Genomic DNA, 23,877 nt, shown 5'->3' on the forward strand with positions numbered 1-23,877 from the left:
TTTATAAAAGGATTTATAGGACACCATCCACATCACATCCACGATGCAACCCATCTTAAGCATTAGCCCCTAAAATCAGGGCTAAATATTATAGCGCCAACGCCACTTGTTGAAATTAATTCAGATGCGGATTAACTGGCTTGACTTCCCCCGGCTTACTAATAAATCGAGCTACTGATTCATGACTTACAAACGTTGCACCACAATTGATGTTTTGGCATTGGTTATAACGTTCTTTGGTTTTGGTTGAAATTCGCAGTGAAGAGCGGAAGTGTGCGGTGTAATTGCTTAACATGACGTTATTATTAGGGTAGTTGTACGGGAAAGTCAGACGCTTGCTAATTCGATTATTAAAACCATAACGATTTTTTATTTGCACTGAGTTGCGTATTTTACATATACGTTTTGACGTATGTGTTTTTTTGGTATAGTTTATAAAAAAGATTTAAGAGGTATACATGGAACCATTACAACTGTTTAAAATTTTAGGTGATCAAACGAGATTAGATATTGTCTTGATTTTAAAAGCATCAGGTGAACTATGTGTTTGTGACATTTATACAGCGTTAAATTTATCGCAGCCTAAAACATCCCGTCATTTAGCTATGCTCAGAGAGTTTGGTCTATTACTTGATTCAAAACATGGTAAGTGGGTTCATTATAGATTGTCTCCTACATTATTGCCGTGGGTAAAAAGTATCATAGATGTAACATACGCTACGGAGAAAAATAGAGTATCAGACTTGCTCAGGGTTGTTATAGAGACAAAAGAGTCGGTTAATAGCTGTTCTAAATAAAATTTTTTAAATTAACATATTTGAAAAAACATATATGTATTGAGTCAATTGGCATCTCAGGATTAATCTAGCTAGCAGATTAAGTATAATTTTAGAAAAATAAAAGGAACATATATGCTCCTTTTAAACGAGGTTGTTATGTTTATTGCTGCATTAATTTTTATTCTGACGATCACTTTTGTCATTTGGCAGCCAAAAGGACTTGGTATTGGGTGGAGCACAACAGTAGGGGCGATACTTGCTCTTATTTTTGGTGTAATTAGTTTTCAAGATATTCCTACAGTTTGGAATATTGTTTGGAATGCAACGGCGACATTTGTTGCGGTCATTATTATTAGTTTAATTCTAGATGAAAGTGGCTTTTTTGAATGGGCAGCATTACATGTAGCTAGATGGGGAGGCGGTAAAGGAAGGTTGTTATTTAGTTATATCGTGCTACTAGGTGCAACAGTTGCGGCTTTATTTGCTAATGATGGTGCTGCATTGATATTAACACCCATTGTTATTGCTATGTTGCTTGCACTTGGCTTTAACAAAGGCACAACGTTGGCATTTGTTATGGCAGCAGGATTTATTGCGGATACGGCAAGCTTACCGCTTATTGTTTCTAACTTAGTTAATATTGTTTCTGCTGATTTTTTTAATATCGGTTTTACTGAGTATGCATCAATTATGGTTCCTGTCGATATCGCTGCGATTATCGCCACATTAACTATGTTGCATTGGTTTTTTCGTAAAGATATACCTAAGCAATATGATGTTACAAAACTTAGTGACCCAACTTTAGCAATTAAGGATATGACGACCTTTAAAGCGGGTTGGTTTGTATTGGTGCTATTACTGGTCGGTTTTTTTCTCTTAGAACCTTTAGGGATTCCTGTTAGTGCTATCGCTGCAATTGGTGCTTTGACCCTTTGGATAATTGCAGCTAGAGGCCACACAATTAATACAAAAAAAGTTCTACGTGGTGCCCCTTGGCAGATAGTCATTTTTTCTTTGGGCATGTATTTGGTTGTTTATGGGTTAAGAAATGCAGGGCTAACCGATTATCTTTCTGAAATACTCAATTACCTTGCAGATAAAGGGCTATGGGTAGCAACAATAGGGACTGGGTTTATTACTGCTTTTTTATCTTCAATTATGAATAATATGCCAACAGTATTAATCGGGGCTCTATCAATTGAAGGTAGCAATGCTACAGGGTTAATCCAACAGGCTATGGTTTATGCCAATGTTATTGGTGCAGATTTAGGCCCTAAGATTACACCAATTGGTAGTTTGGCTACGCTATTGTGGCTACATGTTTTGTCACAAAAAAAGATGACCATCACGTGGGGATATTATTTTAAAACGGGCATCATTATGACTGTTCCTGTACTGGCAGTAACATTAATCGCTTTGGTGCTTAGGCTTTCAATCTTAAATTAATGGTAATCAAATGAATGAAATCACTATTTATCACAATCCAGACTGTGGCACATCACGTAATGCGCTTGCAATTATTCGTAACAGTGGCGTAGAACCTAAAATCATTTATTATCTAGAAACCCCACCAACTAAAGATGTATTAGTTCAACTTATTGCAGATATGAAAATCACAACAAGAGAGTTACTACGAAAAAATGTTGAACCATATGAACAATTAGGTTTAGAAAAAGATGTTTATATTGATGAACAACTGATTAATTTCATGTTACAACATCCAATACTGATCAATAGACCGATTGTGGTAACGCCGTTAGGTGTAAAACTATGCAGGCCATCAGAACTAATATTAGAAATTTTGCCAAATGAACAATTAAATGAATTTAGTAAAGAAGATGGACAGAGAGTTGTAGATAAAAACAGAAATAAGACAAACTAATACATAAAGGAAGCTCATCTTTTTATATTGTTATATCTTTAACTTATTGATATATAGATTATCAGCCCTTAATGCTCTAGTGTGGGATACCTATTGGATTGGCTAGGGGAGGAGCTGATACGGTTTGAGCGGTATTCATTGGACTTGGACGACGAGCAGAAATAACTTATCAATATGATTAATGATACCGCCCATCGTGGCGGTATTTTTTCGCCTATAGGTAGATGATATCGATGACCCCAATAATAATAAGACCCCGCGATATTATATCAAACCTATTTCATCAAGACGAATCGGCAGAAAATTAGCCCTCACCAAACACCTATTTAAACACGCTACAAGCCATTACGAAGCGCGATGAATTAATTGCTATCTAGTTATATAAAATTGAATTAAACGCCGCTATGAGGCTGAGATTTTGCAGACGGATAATTAACAATAAACATCTCGCCGCGCAATCGTAGCCTCGCCACGCCTGCCCACTAAATAGGTCGGTTTTCATGCAGATGCAAGGGATCGTCAGAACCGCACCAGTGGTGGGCTTGGTGTGGGTAACGATCCTTTTTTGATCTTGCGGATTTGGGCGAGAAATTGCGGAATTTGACACACGTATAATTTGGCTTATATTTAGTCATTAAAATTTGTATTGATATAACAAAAAGGAATTTTATTAATGGGCATCTTACCTTTACAGCCTAATTTTGATGATGGATTTACGCCCGAAAATGATATTTTTGGAAGAAAGAAGTTATACGAACAAATTAAAAATATAGTATCCATGGCCTCTGATGACAGTATTGTTTTAGGACTAGATGATGACTGGGGAAATGGTAAAACATCATTTGTTAGAATGGTAGAAGGTGAAATAGCAAAACATGAAGCCGATAATATCAATGTTATCTACTTCGATGCATTTAAAAGTGATTATCAGTCAGACCCTCTGTTAGCAATGATTTCATCGATTTATTCAATGATAGAAACAAATACTAACAATAAAAAATTTAAACAAAAATTTCTAGATGTAAGTAAAGCGATGGCACTGAGTATGTTCAAGCATACACCTAAAGCCCTTATTGGATTTTTATCAGCTAAATTAATATCTAATGATATGTATGATGGAATTAAAGATTCAGTAACAGACGCATTATCTGAACCATTAGAAAATTATATACAAGAAAAAATTGAGGGCGCTAGCAAGGAGATTTCAGAAGTAGAAAATTTCAAAGCAGCTCTTGAGAAAATTTATCAAATTACAGGAAAGAAAACACTATTCATTATTGATGAGTTAGATAGAGCAAAACCAGATTTTTCATTAGGAATAATTGAAAAAGTTAAACACCTTTTTGATGCAAAGGGGTTTTGTTTTTTATTGGTTATGAATAGAAGTCAATTTGAAGAAACAATAAAAGTGACATACGGAAATATCAATACTTCTGTTTATCTTAATAAGTTCGTTCATATGTGGTTTAAATTACCAATACTGAAACCGAGTAAAATAACGATAAGTAACAAAAAATCTGAAGTTTCATCGGAAGCATTTGATATATTTAAACGTTATATTATGTGTTATGTTGATAATAGAGCTATAGCAAATAGCTTGGCATATTTATTAACTAATAATGATTTCTCTTTACGTGAAGCAGAACGATGTATTTCTTTGTTAAGGTTATGTTATGCTAAATATATTGTTAAATCTGAGGATAACTTAATTTTTGAATCTTATTCAATATCATTATTGGTATTTTTGAGAGTGAAAGATTATGAATTGCTAGTTAATTTTTTACATAAAAATAAAATAAAAGGGGATTTTGTTAAATTAATTAAATTAAACGGGGTATCAGATGATATTAAAAGCAATATACTTGATCTTATTTCATATCACTATAAAAATAATATAGAGGTATATAATTTTTTTAATCCAGAAATTAGTCTCCCAGAACATAGAGTGGAATTTAGTATTGTTGAATCTGAAATTATAAAACTTACCCAACACCCAGACAGCGCTCTGAAATATAAATATGATGGATGGAAAATAGAGATTTTTGAAAATTTATTTGAGCAAATGGAAAATATTGAAATAGAATAAATTAAAGCCGCTGCATTGCGGCTTAATATTTACTAATCCTCATCAGAGAAATATGTAAAATCAATCCGCATTACCGATAAAATTAACAATGCCAACGGCAACGCAATAAACCAGAAAATAATAATTAAAATAGTTGCCCACATCGGCAATCTATCTGCCGGCTGTCTTTCATAATGCCAAACAATGGCATTGCTAAAAAACAACACACCAAGCGCCCAAACAATAAAAAAAATAATCACTCCATCACTCATTTACTTTCCTCCCGTAATTTATTAACCCTTACCAACACATCAGCACACCTTTGCCTATGCTTCTCACTAATAGCCTCTTTTTGCGCTTCTAATTCCTGTTTTTGCTGAGCTTTTCCATCCTCGTTTAAACTCAATCTCAACCGTTCACCGTCAAATTTCATGTAATAGAGGCCATCACTAACCCCCATACCTTTAATAAACATGGTTTCAACCTGTGGAATATCGAACCTAATACCAACCTCATTAGCAAAAGTAACTATTTCCGACCGAATTTCGTTATCACTCTCGCTTAATTCAATATTTGATATCTGCCTTTGTTGCCTACCTTGTGAAATTTCGCTGCCTATCGCGTTCTCTGCATCCGTTTCAACAAACGCAAAACCGTATTCCTTTATGTTGCATACTTCCCTTGAGCCAAGCTCAGGCTCGTAAAATTGCACATCTGGTAGATTGGATGTGATCCGCGATCTACAGTTATTGACAGGACTCCGAGGCGCGCCGATGGCGCTTTTTAAAAGACCATCGCCCGCAGCATCGGAGTTTTTCTTCACAATCTTGAACTGCCTTTCACGGGTTTTAAGCGTGGGCTTATTTGCGATGAGTTGGTTATAAACCCCCACAACCTTTTGAACCTCTTCACCGTAAACATTCACATCGCTGATCTCACGGGCAACACGTATCGTTTCCTCTTTACGGCGAATACATGGCCCACCTTGCGACATTACATAATTAAAAAAGTCACCTTCATCGGCAGCGGCGCGAACACACTCGGCAATATCACCGAGCTTGTCTGAAATAGAGACACCACGCGGTAAACGACGACATTCGCGATAAGCGCCTTTAGAGGGGAGTTTATAGAATTGAAATTGAGGGATGCGCCAAGTAGAAGCCCATGCGGTGACCGCTGCCGCCATGCTTTTTAAATCTTTACCGGTTTCATGGTCTATCTCGCCATCGAGCGCGTAGCCATCAATATTTTTAGCCACATATTTAGCGATATAGCCCACAGCGCCACCACGATTCATATGCTTGCATTCGAAACGATTTTTCTGTGCACCGGCTTCGTCGCCATCTTCTTTTAATGCGCGTTTACGCATAATATCAACGGCTTTGGCTCGACTGGCTTTATCAACAAATAACAGCATATGCCAGTGGGGCGTACCATCGTGATGCGGCTCTACGACACGAATACCATAAACATCGATATTATTATCATTGAATGCAGAACGAATACGCGACCAGATTTTCACTAAATATTGTTGCCCATCTTTTGGCGTATAGGCTTCATCTTTCCACTTGTGATTGAGTACGGCGTCAATCTCTTTACCTTTTCTTCGCTGCTTAGTGGGATGATATTTTGACGGACAGGTCAGCGTAATAAACATGCCAATATCGTCACTCTCTTTTGCGACACGCTCAATGCCGGCCATTTGCGACATTAATTCCATACGACGAATTTCAGGATTAGACACACTCGCCATCACTTTATCGAACAGGTCAAAACGTTCACCGGTTTCAACATCTTCAATATCCATGCCTTGTAAATACTGCATATTGGATAAACGCTGCGCCTATACCGCGCGAATAGCTTGCGATACCAATAATCGGCGTTAGCTAAATTGGGGGGGTAATGGTGAGAATTAGCATATTATAATGTCTGTAACTCTTTGATATATTTTGTCAGCCCCAACGCTCAGGGCTGACGATGCTCTTTTAGGTGGTCTTTTGTTTTGGTATAAGTTAATTAACTTATTTTTGTACTTGGCTTAAGTCTAATTCTCTTTGAATCAATAGCTCTAAATATTTGTTAGCGGACTTAATTGCGGCGATATCTGCTTTGCTTATCTCTAATTTTTGGGGTGTAGATTGATTCACAGAAAGATTATGAGGCGACATAATACTATGAAACGAAATTGCGATACCGTTTGGTGTCATGCGATTAGTTTCAATATTTTTTACTAACTCAAGGAGGAGTGGCATGGCGATTTGAATAGCTAGTGGCAGTTCTTTAAGTGGAGGTATTTTAGCTAATTTATTTATTTTTGCTCGCTTTAAAATTTCTTGGCTATTAACTGGTTGATTATTGGTTACGTATTGAATGGTTGCTTCTTCTTGCTCAGTAGCTTCATTAATTTTCTCAATTAATTGAGCTAATTTGCTTGTTTCACTCTGGGACTTATTTATAGCCTGCGTTAGCACTATTTTGGACGCACTAATTAAATCATTCAGTGCGATCTTATTTTTATTTATAAGTACATTACTAATACCTACACCGGAAGAGATGGAATCTAAAATTAAGTCAATTTTTTTCTTTACGCCGGGTACGCGTGAAATGCCCTCTTGATTAGTGAATTCTGGTGTAGCTATAGCTTGAGCCATGATTTCATTAAATTTTGAAAAGGCTATTTTTTCTGCTTCTGATAAATCTTGGTAGTTACTTATTGTTTGTAAGTTTGAATTTGAAATTTTAGCTGCTATTTTTTGCTGTTCACTTTGCTGCTTAAGACTATCCGTTCGGTATGAAGACTCTGGAGTCTGCGCTTCTAATTCATTATTATCAAAAATTCTGTACTTTGCGGTAGGCTCAGTGTGGTTTCGCTCTTTGGAAAGTTGATTATAATGAAAACGTTTTTCAACTGTTTCAAAAGGCTTTTGCTGTGTAATCTTTTGTTCTGCCAATTTTAGTTCCTGCTTTGTTTTATATATAGAAACTGGAACTGAAGGCTCTTGTTCGTTAGTATTAAGTTTTCTATTACTCAGTAATTCACATTTATCTTGTTTTGAAATACTAAAAAAATGCTGGCAAGAACGAATAATATTTGTGATTGATAATAAAAATCCTTTATTTTCTTGTAATTTAATTGGAACGTTTCTCGTTACATTAGAAGTTGCTATTGGTAAGCTAGATGATGCTGAAGTAATCTGCGGTAGAGTCATATTATTACCCTTTAAATGTCATTTTCACATTGAAAATCGAGTATAAAATTATTGAATTAGCACTACTTTCATAAATAAACACTAGTTTATTAACTTAAAAGATAATCAGATAAACTACAAAATGGCTCATCTAATAAATAAACTAAAAAAACAACAAAAAAATGCTGACATACGAGTGGTTATATTACTGGCTATTTTTTTATTGATGATAGTTATCCTTTCCCTAAGCGCTGGGGAAATATGGCTATGGCCAAACCAATGGACAAGTGAGCCTGCTCAAATGTTTATTGGTCAAATTCGTTTACCTCGAATGTTGGCAGTTATCGCTATTGGTGCAGCACTTGCCGTAACAGGTGCAATTATGCAGGCGCTATTTGAAAATCCTCTCGCTGAACCTGGCCTATTAGGAATAAGTAACGGTGCTGGGGTCGCGGTGGTATTAACCGTCTTATTATCATCAGGTATTACCCATTATTGGTTAATAAGCACAAGTGCGATTATCGGTGCTTTAGTGCTCACTTCTGTACTACTTTATTTTGCTCGCAGTAAACACCTGAATAACTCTAGTTTGCTCTTAGTCGGTGTCGCTTTAGGGGTTATCAGTGGTGCTTGTATGACATGGATGGTTTATATGAGCAGCAACTTAGATTTGCGGCAATTACTTTATTGGATGATGGGTAGTTTTAGTGGTGTCGATTGGCGACAGTTTGGATTAGTGATGGTGAGTCTTCCATTTTTGTTGTGGGCTATTTGCCAAGGTAAAACATTGAATTATCTTTCACTCGGCAGATTGCAAGCTTATCAGCTTGGCTTTTCGCCTCAAAAATGGCGATTGGCCTTAATTATTGTTAGTGGTGTGTTGATTGGATTTAGTGTTGCAATTGCGGGAGCGATTAGCTTTATTGGTTTGGTTATCCCCCATATATTACGCTTGAGCGGGCTAACTGATAATCGCATATTATTACCAGGTTGTGCCCTTGCAGGCGCATTAGGATTATTAATCGCTGATTTGTTATCTCGCTTATTGATGGCTAATGCTGAAATTCCTATTGGTGTTATAACAGCAACATTAGGCGCACCTATCTTTATCTTTTTACTTATCCGTAACCATCAATGGCGTTAAAAAATGAAGATGAAAAGAATCATTGAGATAAACAATTTGTCGGTTGCTAATCGTATCGTAAATCTTACTGAGATGATATTTGCTGGCGAACAAATTCATTTATTAGGTGCCAATGGCGCGGGGAAAAGTACATTATTGGCTGCATTAAGTGGTTTCCTTGATTTTGACGGACAGGTACTAATCAATAATCAGGATATTAATGTCTATAGTGTCCAAGAGTTGGGGCGACAACGCGCATATTTGCCACAAATGATAAATTCATTGCCAATATTAAAAGTATTTCAATACCTCGATTTATTTTTACCCTCAACAAGCCGTTCTTCTGATAGCTTGTCTGTCAATATTGTTGATTCTCTTTGTTTGGATTTTCAGCTAACACCATTGCTACATAAATCAATAAATCAACTTTCGGGGGGGGAATGGCAACGAGTTCGGATCGTCGCCGTATTTTTACAAGTCTGGGATAGTAATCAATTATGTGGAAAATTTATACTATTTGATGAGCCAACGAACAATTTAGATATTATTCAGCAAGCCAACTTAGATAAATGGATTAAATATTTTTGTCATTGCTTAGGAACGGTTATAATGAGTGGACATAATCTTAGTCACACTTATAAAAATGCTAGTCGTATATGGATGATAAAAAAAGGATTGATGGTGGTATCAGGAAAACCTGATGACGTAATGACTGACAGTAACTTATCCGACATTTTTATGTCAGAAATTAGATTAAGTGAAAGTAGCGCCAATAAGATATGGCAGATTATTAGTTTTGACGATTAACTAAAAAATTGTTTTAATCACTCGTTTTTATGTAATTTCTTATTGTAATGATGATGAGTGTTGAGGTTCGGTTAAAGTATCATTAACTAGAATATCCTATTATCAATGAAAACTAGGCTATAACAATATGAGCAATTTCCTTCCGTTTTCAAAGCCTGCAATCGGTGATGAAGAGGTAAAGGCAGTAGAGAAAGTTCTACGTTCAGGCTGGATAACTACTGGGCCGCAGAATCATCAGTTAGAAGAAGATTTTTGCAAGCGTTATGGCTGTAAGCATGCAATTGCATTAACTTCTGCAACAGCGGGTATGCATGTTGTTTTGATGGCACTAGGTGTTGGTCCCGGAGATGAGGTTATTACACCTTCGCAAACTTGGGTATCCACAATTAATATGATTGAGTTGCTAGGCGCGACTCCGGTAATGATTGATGTCGATCGTGATACTTTAATGATCCAACCCGATGCAGTTGAACAAGCACTGACAGCAAAAACTAAAGTTATTATTCCTGTGCATTATGCTGGGGCGCCTTGTGATTTAGATGCATTACGTGCAATTGCCGAAAAAGCAGGTGTCTTTTTACTCGAAGATGCCGCTCATGCAGTCGGCACACGTTATAAAAATGAATGGATTGGTGAGACTGGTACTGCAATTTTTTCATTTCATGCGATTAAAAATGTCACTTGTGCTGAAGGTGGGTTAGTCACTACGGATAATGATGAACTTGCACAACGAGTTCGAACTTTAAAATTTCATGGATTAGGGGTTGATGCATTTGATAGACAAATGCAAGGCCGTAAGCCTCAGGCGGAAGTCGTTGAGCCTGGTTTTAAATATAATTTATCCGATATTCATGCTGCGATAGCAGTGGTGCAGTTATCGCGTGTTGAGCAAATGAATCAACGCAGAGCTGAACTGACTGCACGTTATCGCGAGTTGTTGAAAAATTCACCATTAGAAATGCTCTCATTTCCTGATTACCCACATTTACACGCTAATCATTTATTTATGGTGCGTGTAGATAAATCGCAGTGTGGTATTGATCGCGATACATTTATGGAAAAACTAAAAGCGCATGATATTGGCACAGGTTTACATTTTCGTGCAGCGCATACGCAAAAATATTATCGCGAAAAATACCCGGAACTTTCATTACCTGAATCAGAATGGAATAGCGCAACTCTTTGTTCGCTGCCTTTATTCCCTGATATGATAGATGAAGATGTTGATCGGGTTGTTAAAGCGATTACTAAAGTTCTTTTGGAGTCAAAATAGTGTCAATAGCAGATGAATTTGATGAGATTAAAAAAGTCTCAGTAGTTATCCCTGTTTATAATGAAGAAGAAAGTTTGCCTCAGTTATTAGAGCGCACAATTAAGTCGTGTAAACAACTCACGCAATCTTATGAATTGATTTTAGTAGATGATGGAAGCAGTGACCGTTCAGCAAAAATGTTAGTAGAAGCCGCTGAAGATCCAGAGAATCACATTATTGCTATTATTCTTAATCGTAATTATGGCCAGCATTCAGCGATTATGGCGGGTTTTAATCAGGCTGATGGTGATTTAGTTATCACTCTTGATGCGGACTTACAAAATCCACCGGAAGAAATTCCACGTTTAGTTCAAACGGCAGCGCAGGGTTATGATGTAGTCGGTACGCGCCGTGCAAATCGTCAAGACTCATGGTTCCGTAAAACCGCATCAAAAATGATTAATGCGATGATAACCAAAGCAACAGGGCGCTCTATGGGTGACTATGGTTGTATGTTACGAGCTTATCGTCGTCATATTATTCAAGCGATGTTGCAATGCCATGAAAGAAGCACATTTATTCCTATTTTAGCGAATACATTTGCACGTAGAACCATTGAAATTGATGTCGCTCATGCGGAGCGCGAATTTGGTGATTCTAAATACAGTTTTATGAAACTGATTAATTTAATGTATGACCTGCTAACCTGTTTAACGACAGCTCCGTTGCGTTTACTGAGCGTAGTGGGCAGCGTTATTGCCGCAGGCGGTTTCTTACTTGCTGTATTATTAATTATTTTACGTCTGCTATTCGGCGCTGCATGGGCAGCAGACGGCGTATTTACACTGTTTGCGGTACTCTTTATGTTTATCGGCGCACAGTTTGTTGCTATGGGTTTATTAGGCGAATACATCGGTAGAATTTACAATGATGTACGTGCTAGACCTCGTTATTTTATTCAAAAAGTCGTCGGCGCAGATATTAAGTCCGACAAAAATCAGGAAGAAAACTAATGAAAGCTATTGTTTTTGCCTATCATGATATTGGCTGTGTAGGGTTAAAGGCGCTTAAAGAAGCAGGTTTTGATATTCAGGCAGTATTTACACACACTGACTCACCTAATGAAAACCACTTTTACTCTTCAGTAGCACGTGTAAGCGCAGACATGGAACTTCCTGTTTATGCGCCTGAAGACGTTAATCACCCACTATGGATTGAACGTATTCGCGAGTTGAAACCTGATGTTATCTTCTCTTTTTATTACCGCGATATGTTAAGCGAAGAACTACTGTCAATTGCACCAAAAGGCGCATTTAACCTGCATGGTTCTTTACTGCCAAAATACCGTGGTCGCGCACCAATCAATTGGGCGCTATTAAATGGTGAAAGCGAAACGGGTGTGACGCTGCATAAAATGGTCAAGAAGGCTGATGCTGGCGATATCGTTGCTCAAGAAAAATTTGCGATTAGCGATACCGATACCGGGCTAACACTTCATGCAAAAGCACGTGAAGCAGCAGAAGTACTGTTGACTAAAACGTTGCCATTAATCGAAGCGGGTAGCTATAAAGCGGTTGCTCAAGATGAAAGTAAGGCAAGTTACTTTGGTCGCCGTTGTGCTGACGATGGACAAATTGATTGGAATCGCTCAGCAAAAGAAATCAATTGTCTTATTCGTGCTGTTACTGAACCTTATCCTGGTGCGTTTACCTATTTAGGTGCGCGTAAGATGACTATCTGGCGTGCTAGCGTATTAGATGATAACCAAGGTCGAGTTGCCGGTACGGTATTGTCTAATAATCCACTGCGTATTGCTTGTGGCCAAGGTGCAATTGAAGTTATTAGTGGTCAAAGTGAAACCGGTCTATATATGCAAGGTAACCGCCTTGCAAATGAAATGGGTATCGTGAAAGATGTTCGTGTTGGTGAAAAACCGACTACACAAATCAAACGTCGTAAACGCGTTTTGATCTTGGGTGTGAATGGCTTTATTGGTAACCACCTAACTGAGCGTCTGTTGAAAGATGATAACTATGATATCTATGGTATGGATATCGGTTCATCTGCAATTGAACGTTTTATTGGTAACCCACGTTTTCATTTTATCGAAGGTGATGTAAGCATTCATACTGAATGGATTGAATATCACATTAAAAAATGTGACGTTATTCTGCCGTTAGTAGCGATTGCAACGCCTATTGAATACACCCGTAATCCACTGCGTGTTTTCGAATTAGACTTTGAAGAAAACCTGAAAATTGTTCGTTATTGCGTGAAATATAACAAACGTATCATCTTCCCATCGACTTCAGAAGTTTATGGTATGTGTGATGATAAAGAGTTTGATGAAGACGAATCACGTTTAATTGTAGGTCCAATCAATAAACAACGTTGGATTTATTCTGTATCTAAACAGTTACTTGACCGAGTTATTTGGGCCTATGGCGCAAAAGAAGGTCTGAAATTTACGCTATTCCGTCCATTTAACTGGATGGGACCACGTTTAGACAGCTTGAACTCTGCTCGTATTGGTAGCTCTCGCGCAATTACTCAGTTGATCTTGAACTTAGTTGAAGGCTCACCAATCAAGTTAGTCGATGGTGGTGCACAAAAACGCTGCTTTACTGATATCAAAGATGGCATTGAAGCGTTATTCCGTATCATTGAGAATAAAGATGGTAAATGTGATGGTCAAATCATCAACATTGGTAACCCAACTAATGAAGCGAGTATTCGTGAGTTAGCTGAAATGTTGCTGGAAAGCTTTGAAAAACATCCTGAGAGAGCAAAATTCCCTCCATTTGCTGGCTTCCGTGAAATTGAAAGCAGTAGTTATTATGGTCAAGGTTATCAAGATGTTGAGCATCGTAAACCAAGTGTTGAAAATGCGCGTCGCCTACTTGAGTGGGTACCAACGATTGATATGAAAGATACCATTGAAGAAACACTAGACTTTTTCTTGCAAGGTGCAGTTGAAGAATTGAGTGATAAAGACTAATGAAAAAAGTTGGCTTGAGAATAGATGTAGATACCTATCAAGGAACATTGAAAGGGGTACCTCAGCTACTCAAAGTGCTGAAAGAGCACAATATTCAGGCCAGTTTTTTCTTCAGTGTAGGACCCGATAATATGGGGCGCCATTTATGGCGCCTTTTGCGTCCTAAATTCCTGTGGAAAATGCTGAGGTCTAATGCAGCATCTCTTTATGGCCTAGATATTTTACTCGCGGGTACTGCGTGGCCAGGGAAGAAAATTGCTAAAGACTTAGGTTATCTAATGAAACAAACATTAGATGCTGGGCATGAAGTGGGTTTACATGCGTGGGATCATCAAGGTTGGCAAGCCAAAGTTGCCAAGTGGAGTGAGGCCCAATTGACAGAACAAGTTAAATTAGGTGTTGATGCATTAACCTTAGCTATTGGGCAGCGGGTAACTTGCTCGGCAGTTGCTGGCTGGCGTGGGGACGAAAGAGTTCTTAAAGTTAAACAACAGTTTAATTTTGATTATAATAGTGATTGTCGTGGAAAGTACCCATTCAGGCCTATTATGCAAGATGGTTCGATTGGTACCGTACAAATTCCGGTGACATTACCCACATATGATGAGGTCGTGGGAACGGTTGTTACTGACGACGCATTTAATGATTATATCCTTCAGGCGATTAAAAATGATCAAGGCGTTCCTGTTTATACAATCCACACTGAAGTGGAAGGAATGTCAAAATCAGAACAATTTTCACAATTGTTGGAACGAATCGCACAAGAAGAAATCCAATTCTGTACATTGAGTGATTTGTTGCCAGAAGACATCAATACACTGCCTAAAGGAAAAGTGGTGAGAGCACCATTCCCTGGGCGAGAAGGCTGGCTGGGCTGTCAAGAAGAGGAATAACAGACGTATGTTGAATAACCGAGCGAGCAAAGTAGGAGCCTCTCTGCTGGCTCTTTTTTTTATCCTGACTTATTTTTTGCCGTTGAACAGCCGTTTACTTTGGCAACCTGATGAAACGCGTTATGCAGAAATTAGCCGTGAAATGCTACAGCGTGGAGACTGGATTGTTCCGTACATGTTAGATGTGCGTTATTTTGAAAAACCCGTCGCAGGATATTGGATTAATAATATTAGCCAAATGATTTTTGGTGAAACTAACTTTGCCGTGCGTTTTGGCTCTGTATTTTGTATTTTCCTCAGTGCCTTACTAGTTTATCGTATGGCTAAAATGATGTGGAGAAATAATCATGTCGCTTTTGTTGCTAGCTTCATTTATATCTCTATGTTTTTGGTTTTTTCTGTTGGTACCTATAGCGTACTTGACCCGATGCTATCTCTGTGGATAGCGGCAAGTATGTATTGCTGTTTATGGGCGATGAAAGCACGAGAAGTTAAAACCAAGCTAGCGGCATGGGCTTGTTTGGGGCTTGCCTGTGGTATGGCATTTATGACTAAAGGGTTTTTAGCTTTGGCAATCCCCGTCATTGTGATGATCCCGATTACCCTCTATCAAAAACGTTTCCTTGAAATGATAAAATATGGCCCAATAGCCATTATTTTTGCGATCTTAATTAGCTTGCCTTGGGCGTTGGCGATAGCTCAGCAAGAGCCTGATTACTGGAATTATTTTTTCTGGGTCGAGCATGTTAAGCGTTTTACAGCAGATGATGCGCAGCACGTAGCTCCTTTTTGGTATTACATCCCTATTATTATATTGGGTGCTATTCCTTGGGCTGGCTTATTACCTGGGGCATTAATTAAAGGTTGGAAAGAGCGTAAATCAAGCCCTGATATGTTCTTTTTATTGTGTTGGTTTATTGTTCCGGTTATCTTTTTTAGTATTTCTCGTGGAAAATTACCGACTTATATGCTGCCATTTATGGCACCATTAGCGTTATTGATGGCAAAATTTGGTGTTGATTGTGTTCGCAATGGAAAAATGGCTGCATTGAAAGCGAATGGGATCATTAATATTATCATTGGTATCGCCGCAGTGATCGCAGTAATTGTCGTGAGTTCAGTGATTAAAAAACCTTTATATGAACCTGACGAATGGTCAAAAATGGTTTTAGGGGTGGTTGCATTTTCCATCTGGGCAATTATTGGCTATCTGTGTACTGTATTGAATGCTAAATATTGGTTATGGGCTGCATCTTGCTCATTAGCAGTCAGTTTATGTATCGGTAGCGCTTTACCAAACAACACGATTGATTCAAAACTACCGCAGAACTTTATTCATCAAAATCATGATTTATTAATGAATAGCCGATATTTGATGGCGAGTAATGTTGGCGTTGCGGCAGGATTAGCATGGGAAACCCAAAACTCACAAATCTACCTTTATAATAGTAGTGGCGAATTGACTTATGGACTTGAATATCCAGATAGCCAACATCGACTGGTTAAGCCTGAAAACTTTGCTGCTTGGTTAGAAAAAGCACGAAAAGAAGGGCAGGTAACCGTAGTGTTCTTACTTAAGCGTAAGGACGGTCTACCAGATATCCCTAAGCCAGATGAGGTGATTCAAAATTCGCGTATGGCCATTGTGGTTTATCATAAGCAATGATTACGCAATTATCGCTTTTATTATTCGTTAGTGTATTAACCTGTGTCGGGCAAATTGCACAAAAGCAAGCCGTGGTTTGTTGGCAAGGTGATAACACTAATAAAGCAGCATCAGCCATTCGTTGGTTGGTGCTAGCGGTATTGATGCTTGGGCTAGGGATGCTTTTTTGGTTAAAACTGTTAGAAAGTATGCCATTAAGTATTGCTTATCCCATGCTAAGTATCAATTTTGTGTTGGTTACATTGATTGGCCAGTTTGTTTATCATGAACAAACTGGGTTTAAACATTGGTTAGGTGTTATTTCAATTATGTTTGGCATTTTGCTAATGAGTATCAGTATATGAATAAAGGCTACTTATGGGTATTGGGTAGTGCGATTTTAGTGACAATCGCTCAATTGAGTCTCAAAGCGGGTGTGATGGAGTTACCTTCGTTCGCATTAGGTTGGCATTGGTTGCAAATTGATTGGCTTCTGGCAAATACAGTGAGCTTAAGCATTATTTTTGTTGGTTTAGTATGCTATGCCTTATCGATGCTATGTTGGTTATTTGCACTTAAATTTATTGCACTAAATAAAGCCTATCCGCTAATTAGCCTGAGTTATGTTTTTGTTTATATTCTGGCAGTAGTATTACCTTGGTTTAATGAACCTGCGACATGGCTTAAAGCAGCCGGAATTGGATTCATTTTGCTTGGGGTATGGCTCATTAGCCGTCCGACAGTTCAGCAAACAAAAAATATTAAGTAAGATGCATTTATCGATTAATTGTATATTTTTCATGCATTGCTCATTATGATGTTAGATTAAGCATATGTTTTAACTGTAACTTGTTAGGGTGCGCTATGATAATGAAAATACAACACCTTCCATTGCTGCTTTGTTTGGTGCTAATCGGATGTTCATCAACATCAGTTAAACGAACGCCTGCGCCCCCTTTAAAAACACAGCTCTCTGATCCAATTATGACGATAGCGCAGTTAAAAGATCAGTTACAACAATGGTATGGCACACCTTACCATTATGGTGGAATGAGCCAAAACGGTGTGGATTGCTCGGGTTTTGTCTATCGTACTTTTAATGATCGCTTCGCCATTCAATTACCGCGAACTACAGTTGATCAAACTCAGCTTGGTACTCGAATAGAAAAATCAGATTTAATGCCTGGAGATTTAGTTTTTTTCAAAACGGGTTCAGGTGAAAATGGCCTGCATGTTGGTATTTACGATACAGATAATACATTTATTCATGCATCAACTAGTAAAGGTGTTATTCGTTCATCACTCGAAAATGTCTATTGGCGAAAAGTGTTTTGGCAAGCAAGACGTATCTAATTTCTGTGTTTTCACCATTATTTCTTCAATGATTATGCTATCTTAGACGTAAATTTTGTTTCTAGGATAGCCTAATGTCAACGTTACGTTTACTCATCTCAGAATCCTTCGATCCTTGGTTTAACCTTGCGGTTGAAGAAACTATTTTTCGTCAAATGTCTGCGGACCAACGAGTGATGTTCTTATGGCGTAATGCGGATACCGTGGTTATTGGTCGCGCGCAAAACCCTTGGAAAGAATGTAATACACGCCGTATGGAAGAAGATAATGTGCGTCTGGCACGCCGAAGTAGTGGCGGTGGTGCTGTATTTCAAGATTTGGGTAATACCTGCTTTACTTTTATGGCAGGAAAACCTGAATACGATAAAACTATTTCTACACAAATTATTGTAAACGGATTAGCTCAAGTTGGAATTGATGCTCAGGTTTCAGGTCGAAATGACTTAGTTTTAAATACCGACAATGGGCCCAGAAAAATATCGGGATCAGCATATAGGGAAACTCGTGATAGAGGTTTTCATCATGGCACGTTACTCATTAATACCGATTTAAATCGACTGGCTAACTATTTGAACCCAGATCCGAAAAAGTTACAGGCTAAAGGGATCACTTCTGTTCGTTCTAGAGTTGCTAACCTATGCGAGCTGGTATCGGATATCAGTCATGAAAAAGTGTGCGAAGGCATAATTAATAGTTTTTTCAGTCATTACGGTGAAACAGTTGTCGCTGAATATATTTCACCTGACAAATTGCCTGACCTACCTAATTTTGCAGAAACTTTTGCCAAGCAAAGTAGCTGGGAATGGAATTTTGGGCAAGCTCCTGCATTTTCTCATTATTCAGATACACGTTTTTCATGGGGTGGTATTGAGTTTCACTTTGATATTGAAAAAGGGGTTATCACCCGTTGCCAATTTTATACTGATAGTCTAGACCCATCACCACTTGAGTGGATGAGTAACCAGCTTACAGGTCGAGTTTACCAAGCTAATACTATTAGAACATTAATTCAACAAATGACTCAGCAGTGGCCAGATTTAACTGAACAATTAGCGGATTTAGAACACTGGTTAGTTCATGAACTGAGCTAAAAAAAGAGCCGATTTAATCGGCTCAGACATAGACTTCAATATTTGAAAATAAAAAACTAATAGGAAGGAATGGTATTCTTACAATTCAATTTACTTGGTGATTAGCAGCTACAGGTCATAAACGCTTTACACTCAGGCATTTCACCTATTTGACGAAATTTTGCAGGTGTTGTATCAAAATGTTTTTTGAAGATCCGCGTAAAAGTTGCTTGAGAGCTAAAACCGTATTGCAATGCAATATCAAGGATAGGCAAATTGCCTTCACGTAAGGATTTAGCTGCTTCTAATAAACGACGCTTACGAACATATTCACCTAGCGTGCATCCTTTCATCTCTTTGAAAACACGCTGCAAATGCCATTTTGAATATCCGCTTTTGTCGGCTATCGTATCAATTTTGATGCCTTCATTGCGCTGCAACTGGCTTTCTAGCCATTTAATAATCTCGTTGACTACACTTTCTGACATATTTACCTCCTACTATCGTAGGTTATTGTTCATTAATTACTAATAATAGCTCTGGAAATTAGGGTCTATTCTTCCTGTTTTTCCGATATATCGATAGGCTAAACGTGCGGTTTTTTAGTGAGAATAACTATTGTTACGATAGGTTTTAAAAAAACAGACAATTTAAACATACAGTGATGAATGTTTAAAGTTCATTGAAATCAATGCATTAACCTAATATCTCATGATGAATTTATTAATAATTTTATCAATTTAAATAATATTCAAATATATTGTTGAAGCTGTTCGATTTTATTAACCAAGTAAACTATTGAAAAATTAATTTAACTTAAATTTGATATGAAGTGGCGGAAATAACAATAATCAACAGGAAATTCCGAAATGAGTGATTTGAAGTTAAATGCTGAAAATAATCAATTAAGTGGTGTAATAGTTAATAATAATAGATTTAAACAGAGTGATTAATTATTGATAGTATTAGTATTGATGAGATTTTGAGAGTTATACACCAATTGCACTATAAGTTGCACTATAAATTGATTACTATTTAATCAATTTATAGTACGTAGAGATGAGTGATATTATTCAGATAATCAAAAAACGCATTTATTGGCGTAAACAAATATGAGGCTTTAAAGTTTCAGGGTGTGGAATAACCGTTAAGTCGGCTTTATACCAGCGTGTTAAATTTTCAGTGGTTAAAACGCTAGATACGCTACCTTCACTGACTTTTTTACCTTGGTGCAGTATATATACCCGATCAGCGTAAAGCGCTGCTAGATTGAGATCATGTAAAACACAACATACACCTAAAGGGCGTTCACGAGTTAATCGACGTAATAGCCGCAATGTATGCTGTTGGTGATGAAGATCTAATGCAGAAGTGGGTTCGTCAAGAAATAAGCAAACAGGCACATTAACTGGCTGCCAAATCTGTGCAAGTGAACGGGTGAGTTGTACTCGTTGCTGCTCCCCACCTGAAAGTTGGCGGTATTCGCAATAGCGTAAATGGGTACAATCCGTTTGTTGCATCGATTCTTCAATCGCTTGCTGTTTATTTAGTGTGCCATGAGGAATTCTTCCCATTGAAATAATATCTTCAACAGTAAAATCAAATGCGATATGGCTATGTTGCTTCATGACGGCACGCTTTTGAGCTAATTGATTTACTTGCCAATCTAATAAAGAATATCCATCAAGTAAGCATTCACCAGTGGTTGGTGTCACAAAGCCGGTCAATAGTTTTAGTAAGCTAGATTTTCCTGCGCCATTGGGGCCGATAATGGCGACTATTTCATGGGTGCCAAGGGTGAAGCTAATATCATCAATTAATAGCTTATTATTGATTTTGTAACTAAGGTTGTGTGCTTCTAACAGGTGGGAGGTATGTCGCTGAGTTTTAATAATAGCTTGTTGAATTAACGACATGAAGTTAATGCCTCCTATTTGCTTTACGTAAGATTAGCCATAAAAAGTAAGGTGCGCCAATCAACCCTGTAATGAGTCCAACAGGAATTTCAGCTGGCGTGACTAATGTTCGGGCTAGAGTGTCCGCCATTAATAATAAAATGGCACCTGCGAGTGCAGAGCCCACGATTAACCATCTGTGGTCAGCGCCTAACGTCATACGGACCAAGTGAGGTATGACCAATCCGATAAAGCCAATAACACCACTCATGGCAACAGCACAACCAATAAGCAATGCACTTAAAAACAATAAAATAAATTTAGTTTGTGCAACGTTTAGGCCTAAATAATGAGCATCTTCATCACCCAATTGAAGGATATTGAGTTTGTTGCTCTGCCAGAGGCAAATAAAACAAGTCAATAAAATAACGGTGGCGGCGACAGTAATTAGTGACCAATCTCCATTAACTAAGGTTCCCATCATCCAAAGGCTAAATGTCCGTAATTGCTGATCATCACTGATATAACTTAGCACGCCAATTAATGACATAGCTAAAGCATTGATGGCAATTCCAGCAAGTAATAACGTTGTTAAATTTCCATTGGAATAACGGTTCAAGCTGAAAATGAGTATTGAAACGAATAAGCTTCCGATGAAAGCGGCACCTATGTAGCCGTAGTTTTGTAATGTATCGGGTAGCGAAATGGAAAATACTATAAATATAGCGACACTAAATGCGGCACCACTACTGATGCCGAGTAAGCTCGGATCTGCGAGTGAATTACGAAATAGCCCTTGCATTATCGTGCCCGATACGGCGAGGGCGAGCCCAACAAGAATGGCTAATACAATACGAGGTAGTCGGATATTGAGCCAAATTTGCCATAGCGGATCGCTAATAGGGCGCGACCACAAAACTTTAAACGAGAGATCCATTGCGCCAGTATTAGAAACTATTATCACAATCCCGATAAGAGCGAATAGCATCGCAATAACACTTCGAATAGGGTATTTAGTTAGATTCATGGCAATTTCTCTAACGCTTCACGTATCTGATTCATGACGGCGGGTGTGCCTAAACTAAAGCTGAGCATGCCCATATCATCGACTACCAATAAGGCTTTATTTTTAGCTGCGGTTGTCATTGCTATACCGGGTAACAACCAAATTTTATCTATTCCACCCAGTGATTTAATGCTCTCTTTACCAACAATAATTAAGTCAGGTTGACTTGCTATTACCCCTTCAGGTGAAAGAGGGCGATAATGGTTAAACTCGTTTAATGCATTTTGTGCGCCAAGAGCGAGGATCATACTGTCAGCTGCGGTTTGTTTTCCTGCCGCAAGAGGTAAAACGCCGCTATGACTCATAATGAACATGATTTTTTTATTAATACTAGTGGTATTTACCTTGCTAAGTTCTTGGTTAAAACGTTGTATTAGTTCTTTTCCTTGCTCAGTTTTACCAAGCGCAGAGGCTATTGTTGAAATTTTGTCAGGAATGGCTTTTAAGGTAGGGACACCAGTAACTTTGATTACTCGTACACCATTTTTTTCAATTTGTGATAATGCCATTGATGGTTTAGCGAGAGCACTGGCGATCACTAAAGTAGGATGCATAGAGAGCACACCTTCAGCGTTAAGCATTCTCATGTAACCAACGTCCGGTAGCTTGAATGCAGCTTCAGGATGTCGGCTGGTGCTGTCACGAGCCACGACTTGAGAGCCAGAACCTAAGGCAAACACAATTTCAGTCACATCACCACCCAAAGTAACAATACGGTCTGATGCTTGTGCATTCAGTGTTGTTATCGTGATGACTACCATGATCCCTACCATTAAAAGCCATTTTTTCATATTATTTACCTAATTAATTAAATTTTCGGTAATGAGAGAATTTGATCGCGCCATATTTTTTGCTCAGGCTCACCTTCGGTACGCTGGCCATACATTTGTATGATTTGATTACCATTTCTATCAAAAACTTCTAAGCTGGTTACAAAACCATCTTGAGTGGGTTTTTGGGTTACCCAACATTCGGTTACACCATTTTCGATCATATGTAAGGTGAAATTTGAGTTGAAAACATTCAGCCAGTTGATACCGGAGTCTTCTTCAAAAAGAGGGGATAAACGTTCAATTAAACCGGTAAATATTTGCACACAACCACGGTTGCCAACAAAAAGCATAATTTCATTTTGTTGCTCATGAGCAATTGATAGTAATTGAGAAAGTGAATTGATTGGAACTTGCCAAGCAAGCTCATCACTGACTGCACGAAAGACTTGTTGGCGACTTAGATTGTTATTTTTCAACAAAATAAAAAATTGGTGAACGTCGGTCATGCTACGCCATTGTTGTTCGAGTTGTTGTGCTAATACTTCATTAATAGGCTGTTCTGAGAATGGTTGTACTTTGTTAATTATTAATTCAGGATTATGCTCTGTAGCATACTGTTTGATCAGCGCATTCCATGCAGACATATCAGTGTGTTCAGTTGCATAGACTTTATGTAGTGCATCTCCGTGTTTATCGAAAAACTGAATGCTGTGATGTTCTCCATTACTAATATTTTCATTTAATGCAAATACACTATCCCATTGTGCAAAAAACATTCTAAGGTCTAATCCTCTAGGGTTTAAAAATAAGCCTGCATGCGAGCTAAACTTGGCATTATCGTATTGACCTATTTGCTGACTAATGGCGAATTCATTACGTGTAATTGCTTTAACCTCACCAATCGTTGATAGTGCTTGGAGCAAGTCAGGGATGTTTGCTGATAATCGTTGGGAACCATCTTTACCAACACGACTATGCAAAATTACTGCCTCAGAAACATTAAGGAGATCTGCCAAATTTCGAGTATATTTTCCTTTATTTTCTTTTTTTGCTTGTTGGTAGCGTTCAAAGAGTATTGTATTCACTAT

Annotated in this window: 23 protein-coding genes and 1 pseudogene; 15 read left to right on the top strand and 9 right to left on the bottom strand. The window is 38.0% G+C overall.

The window, feature by feature from the left end:
• Positions 1 to 115: 115 nt before the first annotated feature.
• A complete protein-coding gene (locus AAZR93_RS01750) occupies positions 116 to 295 on the bottom strand; it encodes an ogr/Delta-like zinc finger family protein (protein ID WP_434719616.1) in 180 nt (59 codons plus the stop codon).
• A gap of 163 nt (positions 296 to 458) precedes the next feature.
• Here AAZR93_RS01750 and AAZR93_RS01755 point away from each other — a divergent pair, with 163 nt between their 5' ends.
• The 4 genes from AAZR93_RS01755 to AAZR93_RS01770 all read left to right on the top strand — a co-directional run bounded on the left by AAZR93_RS01755 (position 459) and on the right by AAZR93_RS01770 (position 4,747).
• Positions 459 to 797 carry a metalloregulator ArsR/SmtB family transcription factor gene (locus tag AAZR93_RS01755; protein ID WP_434718806.1) on the top strand — a complete coding sequence of 113 codons (339 nt, stop codon included), beginning with the start codon at positions 459 to 461 and terminating at the stop codon, positions 795 to 797.
• A gap of 138 nt (positions 798 to 935) precedes the next feature.
• Positions 936 to 2,225, top strand: a complete 1,290-nt coding sequence (locus AAZR93_RS01760) for an arsenic transporter (protein ID WP_434719617.1) — start codon at positions 936 to 938, stop codon at positions 2,223 to 2,225.
• Between the two features lie 10 nt (positions 2,226 to 2,235).
• The gene (gene arsC, locus AAZR93_RS01765) at positions 2,236 to 2,661 is read left to right on the top strand and encodes an arsenate reductase (glutaredoxin) (protein WP_434718807.1); all 426 of its coding nucleotides are present in this window, start codon (positions 2,236 to 2,238) and stop codon (positions 2,659 to 2,661) included.
• Positions 2,662 to 3,334: 673 nt separating this feature from the next.
• Positions 3,335 to 4,747, top strand: a complete 1,413-nt coding sequence (locus AAZR93_RS01770; protein ID WP_434718808.1) for a KAP family P-loop NTPase fold protein — start codon at positions 3,335 to 3,337, stop codon at positions 4,745 to 4,747.
• A gap of 32 nt (positions 4,748 to 4,779) precedes the next feature.
• On the opposite strand, the gene AAZR93_RS01775 is transcribed toward AAZR93_RS01770, so the two are convergent.
• The 3 genes and pseudogenes from AAZR93_RS01775 to AAZR93_RS01785 all read right to left on the bottom strand — a co-directional run bounded on the left by AAZR93_RS01775 (position 4,780) and on the right by AAZR93_RS01785 (position 7,935).
• Positions 4,780 to 4,998, bottom strand: a complete 219-nt coding sequence (locus tag AAZR93_RS01775) for a hypothetical protein (protein ID WP_434718809.1) — start codon at positions 4,996 to 4,998, stop codon at positions 4,780 to 4,782.
• Positions 4,995 to 6,554: pseudogene (locus AAZR93_RS01780) on the bottom strand (replication endonuclease); the annotation flags it as partial. The pseudogene AAZR93_RS01780 and the gene AAZR93_RS01775, both read right to left, overlap by 4 nt.
• Positions 6,555 to 6,747: 193 nt before the next feature.
• On the bottom strand, positions 6,748 to 7,935 hold the full coding sequence (locus AAZR93_RS01785) for a hypothetical protein (protein WP_434718810.1): 1,188 nt from the start codon (positions 7,933 to 7,935) through the stop codon (positions 6,748 to 6,750).
• Between the two features lie 121 nt (positions 7,936 to 8,056).
• Here AAZR93_RS01785 and btuC point away from each other — a divergent pair, with 121 nt between their 5' ends.
• The 11 genes from btuC (at position 8,057) to AAZR93_RS01840 (ending at position 19,076) form a co-directional block, all read left to right on the top strand.
• The gene (gene btuC, locus AAZR93_RS01790; protein ID WP_294107425.1) at positions 8,057 to 9,058 is read left to right on the top strand and encodes a vitamin B12 ABC transporter permease BtuC; all 1,002 of its coding nucleotides are present in this window, start codon (positions 8,057 to 8,059) and stop codon (positions 9,056 to 9,058) included.
• 3 nt (positions 9,059 to 9,061) lie between these two features.
• Positions 9,062 to 9,844, top strand: coding sequence for a vitamin B12 ABC transporter ATP-binding protein BtuD (locus AAZR93_RS01795; protein WP_434718811.1), 783 nt, complete (start codon positions 9,062 to 9,064; stop codon positions 9,842 to 9,844).
• 127 nt (positions 9,845 to 9,971) lie between these two features.
• Positions 9,972 to 11,117 (top strand): UDP-4-amino-4-deoxy-L-arabinose aminotransferase, encoded by a 1,146-nt coding sequence (gene arnB, locus AAZR93_RS01800; RefSeq protein WP_434718812.1) that lies wholly within the window; start codon positions 9,972 to 9,974, stop codon positions 11,115 to 11,117.
• Complete coding sequence (arnC, locus tag AAZR93_RS01805; RefSeq protein WP_294107419.1) at positions 11,117 to 12,109, top strand: undecaprenyl-phosphate 4-deoxy-4-formamido-L-arabinose transferase; 993 nt, start codon at positions 11,117 to 11,119, stop codon at positions 12,107 to 12,109. Before arnB ends, arnC begins: the two co-directional genes overlap by 1 nt.
• Complete coding sequence (gene arnA / locus AAZR93_RS01810; protein WP_294107417.1) at positions 12,109 to 14,094, top strand: bifunctional UDP-4-amino-4-deoxy-L-arabinose formyltransferase/UDP-glucuronic acid oxidase ArnA; 1,986 nt, start codon at positions 12,109 to 12,111, stop codon at positions 14,092 to 14,094. The genes arnC and arnA overlap by 1 nt, the downstream gene beginning before the upstream one ends.
• Positions 14,094 to 14,987 carry a 4-deoxy-4-formamido-L-arabinose-phosphoundecaprenol deformylase gene (gene arnD, locus AAZR93_RS01815; RefSeq protein WP_434718813.1) on the top strand — a complete coding sequence of 298 codons (894 nt, stop codon included), beginning with the start codon at positions 14,094 to 14,096 and terminating at the stop codon, positions 14,985 to 14,987. The genes arnA and arnD overlap by 1 nt, the downstream gene beginning before the upstream one ends.
• Before the next feature lie 7 nt (positions 14,988 to 14,994).
• Positions 14,995 to 16,653, top strand: coding sequence for a lipid IV(A) 4-amino-4-deoxy-L-arabinosyltransferase (gene arnT, locus AAZR93_RS01820; RefSeq protein WP_336430821.1), 1,659 nt, complete (start codon positions 14,995 to 14,997; stop codon positions 16,651 to 16,653).
• Positions 16,650 to 16,997, top strand: coding sequence for a 4-amino-4-deoxy-L-arabinose-phosphoundecaprenol flippase subunit ArnE (gene arnE / locus AAZR93_RS01825; RefSeq protein ID WP_336430820.1), 348 nt, complete (start codon positions 16,650 to 16,652; stop codon positions 16,995 to 16,997). The genes arnT and arnE overlap by 4 nt, the downstream gene beginning before the upstream one ends.
• Positions 16,994 to 17,401 carry a 4-amino-4-deoxy-L-arabinose-phosphoundecaprenol flippase subunit ArnF gene (gene arnF, locus AAZR93_RS01830; RefSeq protein WP_294107409.1) on the top strand — a complete coding sequence of 136 codons (408 nt, stop codon included), beginning with the start codon at positions 16,994 to 16,996 and terminating at the stop codon, positions 17,399 to 17,401. The genes arnE and arnF overlap by 4 nt, the downstream gene beginning before the upstream one ends.
• A gap of 95 nt (positions 17,402 to 17,496) precedes the next feature.
• Positions 17,497 to 17,985 carry a C40 family peptidase gene (locus AAZR93_RS01835; protein WP_294107407.1) on the top strand — a complete coding sequence of 163 codons (489 nt, stop codon included), beginning with the start codon at positions 17,497 to 17,499 and terminating at the stop codon, positions 17,983 to 17,985.
• 74 nt (positions 17,986 to 18,059) lie between these two features.
• Positions 18,060 to 19,076 carry a lipoate--protein ligase gene (locus tag AAZR93_RS01840; RefSeq protein ID WP_434718814.1) on the top strand — a complete coding sequence of 339 codons (1,017 nt, stop codon included), beginning with the start codon at positions 18,060 to 18,062 and terminating at the stop codon, positions 19,074 to 19,076.
• Between the two features lie 101 nt (positions 19,077 to 19,177).
• Here the strand turns inward: AAZR93_RS01840 and AAZR93_RS01845 are convergent, their stop codons facing one another.
• The 5 genes from AAZR93_RS01845 to AAZR93_RS01865 form a co-directional block, all read right to left on the bottom strand.
• The gene (locus tag AAZR93_RS01845; RefSeq protein ID WP_294107403.1) at positions 19,178 to 19,543 is read right to left on the bottom strand and encodes a helix-turn-helix domain-containing protein; all 366 of its coding nucleotides are present in this window, start codon (positions 19,541 to 19,543) and stop codon (positions 19,178 to 19,180) included.
• Between the two features lie 606 nt (positions 19,544 to 20,149).
• The gene (locus AAZR93_RS01850; protein WP_434718815.1) at positions 20,150 to 20,971 is read right to left on the bottom strand and encodes a heme ABC transporter ATP-binding protein; all 822 of its coding nucleotides are present in this window, start codon (positions 20,969 to 20,971) and stop codon (positions 20,150 to 20,152) included.
• Positions 20,972 to 20,975: 4 nt separating this feature from the next.
• A complete protein-coding gene (locus AAZR93_RS01855) occupies positions 20,976 to 21,977 on the bottom strand; it encodes a FecCD family ABC transporter permease (RefSeq protein ID WP_294107398.1) in 1,002 nt (333 codons plus the stop codon).
• Positions 21,974 to 22,807, bottom strand: a complete 834-nt coding sequence (locus AAZR93_RS01860) for a heme/hemin ABC transporter substrate-binding protein (RefSeq protein WP_434718816.1) — start codon at positions 22,805 to 22,807, stop codon at positions 21,974 to 21,976. Before AAZR93_RS01860 ends, AAZR93_RS01855 begins: the two co-directional genes overlap by 4 nt.
• Before the next feature lie 17 nt (positions 22,808 to 22,824).
• Entirely contained in the window at positions 22,825 to 23,874 is a 1,050-nt protein-coding gene (locus tag AAZR93_RS01865) for a hemin-degrading factor (protein WP_434718817.1), read from the bottom strand.
• Positions 23,875 to 23,877: the final 3 nt, after the last annotated feature.

This window comes from Providencia sp. Je.9.19 (assembly GCF_051129765.1).
In the GTDB taxonomy this organism is placed as follows: domain Bacteria; phylum Pseudomonadota; class Gammaproteobacteria; order Enterobacterales; family Enterobacteriaceae; genus Providencia.